Source organism: Bacteroidota bacterium, assembly GCA_018692315.1.
Classification (GTDB): domain Bacteria; phylum Bacteroidota; class Bacteroidia; order Bacteroidales; family JABHKC01; genus JABHKC01.
Genome location: JABHKC010000183.1, coordinates 25,120 through 32,461, shown reverse-complemented (window position 1 = coordinate 32,461; position 7,342 = coordinate 25,120). Strand labels below are relative to the sequence as shown.

The following is a 7,342-nucleotide window of genomic DNA, read 5'->3' as shown; positions in this document are numbered from 1 at the left end:
GGATGAACAAAATTTCTAAATGATGTACCAATAATATCATCTAAATCTCCTCCATATAGTTCTGCCAGTTTAGCATTTGAAAATTTAACAATATCATCCTGAATTATAAAAATACCGTCATGAGCTCGTTCTACTACTTCACGATATTTCTCTTCACTTTCCTGTAGAATTTCTTCTGCTTCTTTTCGTTCAGTTGTTTCCAATGAAACTATCAATAAATAATCAAGTTTACCATTTTCATCACTAACCGGAACAATGCTTGATTGATACCATAATTCATTTCCTTCAACATCCAATACCGAGGCTTCCTGCGTAATAGTTGTTCCGGTTTCTTTTACTTCTTTCATGTTTTCTAACATGGGAATTTTAAAGGAATCGGGATAAAAATTGAAGGGATAGGGCTTATCGTAGAATTCTTGAATATTATCAATTTTCAACTCTCTGATGCCGGAAGAACTCATGTAAAGAAGATTGAAATCCGGATCAACTATTTTAGTGCAAACCGGTGAATTTTCTATCCATATTTCTCGTTTCCTTTCGCTTTCCGATAATGCTCGTTCAGATTTCTTTTTTTCAGTAATATCGATGGTTGAACCAAAAATATGTAAGCTTCCATCTCTATTAAAACACCGTCCGGTAGAATAAAACCAGGCAGTTTGACCGCTTTCTTTAACTACTTCATATTCTAAAGAAATTACTGCTCCGGGAGTTATGATACCATCTTTGAAGGCTTTATCTATTGGTTCCAGATATTGAGCTTTGACATAACTAATATACTTTTCCCATGAATTGTTAATTGTGCCTAACGAAAGCTCTAATATTTCATCAGCAACCGGAGAAATATAGGTATTTATGAAAGAACCATCTGTGTCAATATCTGCCCGCCAAACTATTGATGTTATATTTGAAACTACCTCCTGAAAATGTTCATTGTTTTCTTTAAGTTTCTTTTCTGTAGATTTATTCTTAGTAAGTATTCTCTTTAGCTCTAATTTCCCTTCTGCCAGATTGCCTATAGTTTGTGCAAGAGTATTAATGAATTGTAGAGCAGATTGAAAGTCTCTATTTTCATTTGAGATTAGAGTTTTGGCAGCTTCTATAAGTTTTTTTTCATCAACCTCAATTTCTTTTGCATAATTTTTTATCTCCTCAAAATCAAAATCGTCTTCTACAAATTGCCCTATACTCAAACTGGCAACATGTTTACCTTCTATTATTATTGGAGCATGACCTGTAATTATATTTTTCAGTGTGCATCCTTTACGAATATAAGGTTTCCGTTTTTCTGAAAGTACTTTCATCAAATCTGTATCGAATTTTTCGCAATTGGCGAGCCCCTTTTTCGATGTACGAACAAACTTGCAAAATTCTGTAAAGCGAGATGGATTGGTTATAGGAGATCCGTCCTGCCTGATTATCGAGCTAGGAATATTATAACTATCAGCAAATCCATCTTGTAGCTTTTGCAAGGTTTCCAGAGGAATTAAATCTGATAATTCCAGTTGATTTAATGTATTTTTCGTAGGTTTAGTTTTCATATTGCTCTCTAATAAATTCTCAGGTTTAATTGCATTCTTCAAAGATTAAATTGCACTCTAAACCAATTGGTTCGAAAACCACAGCAGTTTCATAATTAAATCTCAAATATTTTCTCACTGTTCAAATGTAATCAATTTTTCATGAACATCCAAAATGATATAATATCTTGAATCAGAATTAGTTACGGAAGTTTATATATATATCGTTTCTTGCATTGAAATATAATTTTTAGTTAAATAATTTTCATTTCTTACAATTATTTTTAATTTTGTTCTAAAATGTTTTTGTGTGATAATGAGATAATTTAGAAAAGAAGATTTAAACAAATGGCTTTCATAGCGATGAAATTTGGCCTTTGAAACTTTTTATATGCCTCAACGTTTATTTCACTGTGAAGGAAATTTTGAGGAAATTTTAATAATGATAGATAAAATAAATTAATTAATTAATTAAACTTATAAATTATGAAAAAACAACTATTAAAAATTGCATGTCTTGTGGTGGGTATTTTAATCTCTACTGCAAGTTTTTCGCAACCTAATTGGTATCAGCCGATTACTAGTACGAACCACACCATTTTGTTGCAGTCCACGATTCCTATGACAATTGATGGTGTTCAGATTGAAAGTGGTGACTATATTGGAGTTTTTTACGATTCACTTGGAGTATTAGCCTGTGGTGGTTTTGTTGAATGGGCTGGAACTTCTTCTACTATTGCTGCCTGGGGTACAGATATAGGAAACGATGGATTTGTAAATAATGAAATATTTAATTTCAAAATTTGGGATGCTTCCACAAATTTAGATCTTGATGCTACAGCGACTTTTATAAGCACTGGTTTTCCAAATGGAAATAGTTTTGCTGTAAATGGAATGAGTGGATTAGCATCATTATCAGCTACTTCGCCAGTTGTTAATCCTGTAGCACCAGAATGGGACTATTCGGTTACTGGAACGAATCACACCATTTTAGTACCCAATACTATACCTTTGACAATTGATGGTCTGGCAATTGAGTCAGGCGATTTTATTGGGGTATTTTTCGATTCGCTCGGAACTTTAAAATGCGGTGGTTACTCTGAATGGAACGGTCAAACAAATAGTGTTTCTGCATGGGGAGCTGACATAGGACTTGATGGATTTGCTGCTGGTGAAGAATTTGTCTGGAAAATTTGGGATGCTTCATCAAATACAGAATTATTAGCTTCTGCAACTTATTCAGTAGCATTTCCTAATAGTGGAAATTTTACTGTTAACGGAATAAGTGGATTAGAATCCTTAGTTGCTGCCACTTTGCCAGCTCCAAATTGGACATACCAGATAACAGGCTCGAACCATACTATTTTAATCCAAAATACAATACCACTTACTATAAATGGTGTTCAGATTGAATCTGGCGATTATCTTGGGGTTTTCTATCAGGCTAATGGAGCATTAACATGTGGGGGATATGCTGCCTGGGAAGGACAGACAACAAACATCACAGCCTGGGGTGCAGATGTTGGAAACGATGGTTTTGCACCTAGCGAAGAATTTATTTGGAAAGTATTTGATGCCTCCGAAAATATGGAATTTATGGCAGAAGCTCAATATAATCTTACTGGAATGTTCCCTAATGGAGGCAATTTTGTAGTGAATGGTCTAAGCGGATTGGCTTCCTTGACTGCACCATTTTCTATTGCCACCGATCCTGGCTGGACATATTCTATTACAGCGACCAACCATACCATTTTAATCCCTCAAACTATTATTACTTCCATTGATGGAATGGCAATCGACTCTGGAGACTATATTGGTGTTTTCTTTGATTCTTTAGGTATACTGGCATGTGCAGGCTATGCAGAATGGACAGGACAAACTGCAATATCTGCCTGGGGAGCCGATATTGGAAATGATGGCTTTGCCACAGGCGAAACTTTCAAATGGGTAATTTGGGATGCTACTACCGGAAACGAGTATTTGATGCAAAATATTTCTTACGACTCCAATTTTGCCAACGATAGCACTTTCTTTGTTAATGGCCTCAGTTCCCTGCAAGCACTCTCTGCTATAACTAAAGCAGTTACTGCAATTACTTCACCAGTTTCCGGTTGCGATTTAAGTGCCAGCGAATTGCTTACTGTTGAAATTACAAATTACAATTTTCAGGATGCCACCGGCTTTTCAGTTTCTTACCAAATTGATGCAAATAATACTATATCTGAAACTGTATATGCTGTAGTTCCTTCAGGAGGAAGTATTAATTATACATTCCAGCAAACAGCAGACTTATCAATTATTGGAAGCTACGCTATTTCAGCATTCACAGGTTTCGGATCAGTTATTACAGAAACTGTTGAACATTATCCACTGCCGGTTGTCAGTTTCACTGGTTTAGCATTAAGTTATTGCGAAAACCATTCTCCAGTAACACTTATTGGATTGCCAGCAGGTGGAACATTTAATGGTGTCGGAATTGCTTCTAATATTTTCAGCCCAAGTGTAGCTGGCCAAGGTCCTCATGAGATTAAATATACATACGCAGATGCGAATGGATGCACAAATTTTGAAACCCAAATAGTAATAGTGAATCCGCTTCCAATTGTTGATTTTAGTGTAGATAATATGGCTTGTCTTGGTGAAGCAACGATTCTTGCTATTTCATCTATTTTTCCAGGTCAGAATGCCTCCTATTCTTGGGATTTTGGTGATGGTACTTTTGCAGTTGGAGAAAGTACCACACACATTTACGCATTGCCGGGTACATATGATGTAACACTAACTGCTACAGATATTTTTGGTTGTACAAATTCAATGACAAATCAAGCTATTGTTAACAATTTGCCAATGGCATATTTTATGGGAAATGATGTTTGCATAGGAGATACCACAGTTTTTAACGATTTTTCATTTTCGACAAACTCCAACATAGTGTCTTGGTTTTGGGATTTTGGTGATGGAAATAACTCAACTCTTCAAAATCCACTTCATGTATATCTGCAAGATGGAACTTATTCTGTAACTTTAACTGTAACAAATTCTTTTGGCTGTTTAGATATTGTTACAAGTAGTGTTATAGTTTTTGCTGAACCTTTTGCAGATTTTTATGGAGATACAATTTGTTTTGGAAATGAAACACATTTTACCGATCTGTCATTCGGTGCTAGTACTGGTGGCACAGTAAGTTTAACAACTTGGTTTTGGGATTTTGGCGATGGTACAACTTCCAACTTGTCTAATCCGGTTCATACATTTTCAAATGCAGGAATCCATGCAGTAAGCTTGACTACAACCAATTCAAACGGTTGTAGCTCTTCAATCGTACAAGATGTTTTAGTATTTGATTTGCCAACTGCCAATTTCTCAGCACCTGCAGTGTGTCTCGATAGTGCCAATGTATATACAGATCTATCAACTCCGGCAAATGGAACAATTATTAACTGGCTTTGGGATTTTGGAAATGGAAATATAAGCAATGTGCAAAATCCGTTTTATATATACCAAAACTCTGGTTTGTTTAATGTTACTCTTACAGTATCAGATTATCATTGTATAAATTCAATAACACAATCTGTTGAAGTATATGCCTCACCTGTTGCCGATTTTACTTTCACTGAAGTTTGTGTTGGAGAAGCCACTGTATTTACCGACTTATCTGATGGTTCAGGCTCACCTTTAATTTCTTGGAGTTGGACTTTCGGAGTTAGCAATACATCTACCTTGCAAAATCCTTCATACGAATTCTCCGATGCAGGAACTATTCCTGTTTTTTTATTAGTTGTTAACCAAAACAATTGTAGTGATTATATTACTCAATCTGTTACTGTAAATGAACTTCCTGATGTTTCTTTTACAGCGTCAACTGCATGCCTTGGAGATCCAACTATTGTTACCACAACGGCTGGTACTGGCAGTACCAACATTACGGACTGGCTGTGGGATTTTGATGATGGAAATATTTCAAATTTAAATAATCCACAGCATACTTATGCAAATTCTGGTACTTATATTATTTCATTAACTGTTACAAATTCAGTAGGTTGTTCATTTTCAACAATGAATATTGCAGAAGTATTAACACTTCCACAAGTTGATATTGGCGATAATGCAACTATTGGTAACAATCAGACATTAATTATTGATGCTGGTGCAGGTTTTACGAGCTATTTGTGGAATAATGGTGAAACAGGGCAATCAATAGATGTTGGCACTACAGGAACTTATTCAGTTGCTGTAACTGATTTAAATGGTTGTATGAATGTTTCAAATGATAAATATATTTTTGTTGCTCCTTGGGTGTTGCCCAACACGGGAATCAATCATACTATTTTAATTCAAAATACTATTCCATTAATGATTGATACCAACAATATTGACATTGGTGATTTAATTGGAGTTTTCTACGATTCGCTTGGAACATTAGCATGCGGAGGATTTTTAGAATGGACAGGAATTACAACTGCAGTTACTGCATGGGGAGTAGATGCAGGCAACGATGGTTTTGCTACAGGTGAAGAATTTAATTGGAAAATTTACGATGTTTCTGAAGAAGCAGAATATGATGCTGCTGCACTATACAATACTACTAATTTTCCTAATACGGGCTCATTTGCTGTGAATGGATTGAGTGGTATCACAGAGCTTATTGCACATACTTCGCAAATTCAAGATATAAATTTAGTAGTAGGATGGAGAATCTTCTCAACTTACATTGAACCTTTTGATCCAATTATCAGTAATGTTTTTGTCAATATTGCTACCGATGTAGAAATTGTTAAAAACGGTTTAGGAATGATGTATTGGCCTGCTTATGGCATCAATTTAATTGGAAATATGGCTATTGGTGAAGGATATCAAATTAAAATGAATGCAGCTCACGTTTTAAGTATTGAAGGAATGGCCGCAGTACCAGAACTTACACCGGTACCTATTCCTGCAGGCTGGAGTATTATGGGATATCTTCGTCAAACTCAAACCCTAATTTCCGATGTATTGAGTTCAATGGTATCAGATATCAGCATCGTTAAAGATGGTTTAGGAATGATGTATTGGCCTGCTTATGGTATAAATCTTATTGGAGATATGAAACCTGGCGAAGGTTATCAGATTCAATTATACAATGCTGTAACCTTCTATTTTCCAGCAAATAGTGCAAATTTAAATAAAGCAGGATATACCGATTTGACGCTTCCTGTCAAATTTACTGAAGTTGAAAATACCGGTTCAAACATGTCATTATGTATTCCAATTTCTGCCTGGAGTAGTAAGACTCCTGTTATCGGGGATGAAATTGGTATTTTTAGCGAACACGGAAAACTTGTTGGTTCATCCGTATTTAGTGGAGATAATTTAGCAATATCAATATGGGGAAATGATGAATACTCCAACCAAATTGATGGAATGATTGAAAATGAAAAATTTATTCTAAAATATTGGAACGGAATTGATGAAACTAATATTCAGATAGTAAGTTGGCTTGAAGGAAATGAATATTTTGAAGTTAATAAAATTTCTGTTGTTGAAAAACTGGCAGGTTCGGAATTTGGAATAGCAGAATTCCAACTGTTACAAAACAATCCTAACCCATTTTCTACAACTACAAATATTAGTTTCTCTGTTATGGAAATTTCCGATGTTGAGATTTCAGTATTTAATATTTTAGGAGAAAAATTGGATGTTTTAAGTTTTACAAATTTAAATGCGGGAAATCATTCATTTGATTTTGATGCAAGCAAATTACCGGCAGGCACCTATTTTTATAAAATGGAAGCTGGCGACTTTGTTAAAACAAAGACTATGAATATTGTTAAGTAAAAACTATTTGT

Annotated in this window: 2 protein-coding genes; one reads left to right on the top strand and one right to left on the bottom strand. The window is 35.0% G+C overall.

Translation table 11 applies throughout. The features are described 5' to 3' along the window. On the bottom strand, window positions 1-1,538 hold a 1,538-nt coding region (locus HN894_13660), incomplete at its 3' end, for a PAS domain-containing protein (GenBank protein ID MBT7144370.1). Window positions 1,539-2,003: 465 nt separating this feature from the next. On the opposite strand from HN894_13660, the gene HN894_13655 reads away from it, so the two are divergent. Continuing rightward, window positions 2,004-7,331: a PKD domain-containing protein gene (locus tag HN894_13655; protein MBT7144369.1), complete on the top strand. Its 5,328-nt coding sequence runs from the start codon at window positions 2,004-2,006 to the stop codon at window positions 7,329-7,331. Window positions 7,332-7,342: the final 11 nt, after the last annotated feature.

Coding starts and splice junctions, on each gene's coding strand:
- HN894_13655 (MBT7144369.1), top strand. CDS start 2,004: ATGAAAAAACAACTATTAAAAATTGCATGTCTTGTGGTGGGTATTTTA.